The organism is uncultured Oceanicoccus sp. (assembly GCF_963968385.1).
Taxonomy (GTDB): domain Bacteria; phylum Pseudomonadota; class Gammaproteobacteria; order Pseudomonadales; family Dasaniaceae; genus Oceanicoccus.
Genome location: NZ_CAXAHB010000154.1, coordinates 1 through 1,528, shown reverse-complemented (window position 1 = coordinate 1,528; position 1,528 = coordinate 1). Strand labels below are relative to the sequence as shown.

Below are 1,528 nucleotides of genomic sequence, written 5' to 3'. Positions count from 1 at the left end.
GCTAGTGCTCCCACTGGAACCACCATTGCACCCTGCCAGTAGCAAAGGGATAAACGCAGCATATATGCCGATGGCTGTGCTAGATAGTGATATTTTCATTATTGGTACTCCAATTATTATTGTTCGCGTCATGCTTCTTTGACGTTGGGTCTGGGAGGTCTAGACGAACATGGTTTAAGTGTTAGTTTATCTTATATTTAAGCTATTTCTCAAGTGTCACTTTTGTTAGTTTTTAAGGAGAACTTTTTTAAGGGAATTTTGTCAGTGTGCAGTGCGTCAGTCATGCAAACCCCTTCGTGACGCTTAGGTTTTATTTGATTGCTGTAGCAAGGGGTGAGGCACAACTGCGTACATCCGATGGTGTAAGTCCTGTCCATTTTTTAAAAGCTCGCCGGAAATTGGAATCATCACTAAAACCCAACTTCTCTGCTGTTTCAGATATTGTTAGGTCGGTATTTTTAAGCAGGTTTAACGCTAGATTCCGACGAAAATCGTCGACAATGCTTTGGTAGCTAGTATTGTTATCTCGCAACTTCCGGCATAACGTGCTGCGTGATTGATTGAGTTTTTCGCATATCAATTTCAGAGAAGGGGTGTCGGGCATTGTATCCATTAATATGAGCATAATTTGCTCTTCAATAGATAAGTGTGATTGCCATTCTTGTAGCAATTTTTGACAGTGTCTCTCTTTAAGCGCCCGTACAGGTTCGTTACTGGTTAATATCCGGCTTGTCATAGACTCGTGGTCAGTCGATACACTTGTTGTTGCTGCGCTAAATTCGATATCGCAACCAAAGATGGTTTTATACATTTTCCAGTGGGGTGGCCGCGCGTAAGTGACTGAAATGCTGTTGTAGGTGAGTGGTTTGCCGCTCAAAAAGCGAGCTTGGTGGAGTAGGCAATATAGCAAGGATTCGGTTAAAAACCACTTCACAGCGTTGGATGCCCCCTGTGGGTAGATGTGGTTTATTTCGGCTCGATAGCCACTTTCTTCGGTGGAAATCTCAAACTGTACCGGTAGAGATAATAGCGGATAATAATTGAGAAATGCTTCCAATGCCTGTTTGATATCGCAACAGGACATGATTAGCTGCCCCACAGTGCCGGCTGCAGATATATCGAGTAATTTGCCATATTCGAAGCCAAGCTCGGATGTTATGACTGGATTTAACACTCGCTCCAACGTGGCCAAATACTCGGCTTGGCTTATTCGCTGGCGGTGATCGGTGAGGTCGTAGGCTAATCCGCAGTGATTGGCGGGCATGTGTCCGGCTGATTTGAGAACATCATGGAGTAGGGAAATATAGATAATGCTGATGCTATTATCATTTAGTGAAAATCTGTCATTAGAAGATCTCATAAGCTTAAACTGCATGAATTATTATTGATTTACGACCTTGTCATTCTCTACAATAAGCCGGTTCATTGTTAGGTCAGTTTTAAACTGTCGACAGATTACTCCGGTATAATCGCTATAAAGGAATCATCTTCGGTCAGTTATGGTATTTTCCCTCACTGAAGTACGATA

1 protein-coding gene is annotated in these 1,528 nt (G+C 42.7%); it reads right to left on the bottom strand.

Annotation, left to right across the window (positions count from 1 at the left end):
• Positions 1–310: 310 nt before the first annotated feature.
• Complete coding sequence (locus AACP44_RS09250; RefSeq protein ID WP_339340242.1) at positions 311–1,264, bottom strand: AraC family transcriptional regulator ligand-binding domain-containing protein; 954 nt, start codon at positions 1,262–1,264, stop codon at positions 311–313.
• Positions 1,265–1,528 lie beyond the last annotated feature (264 nt).

Coding starts and splice junctions, on each gene's coding strand:
- AACP44_RS09250 (WP_339340242.1), bottom strand. CDS start 1,264: ATGCCCGCCAATCACTGCGGATTAGCCTACGACCTCACCGATCACCGC.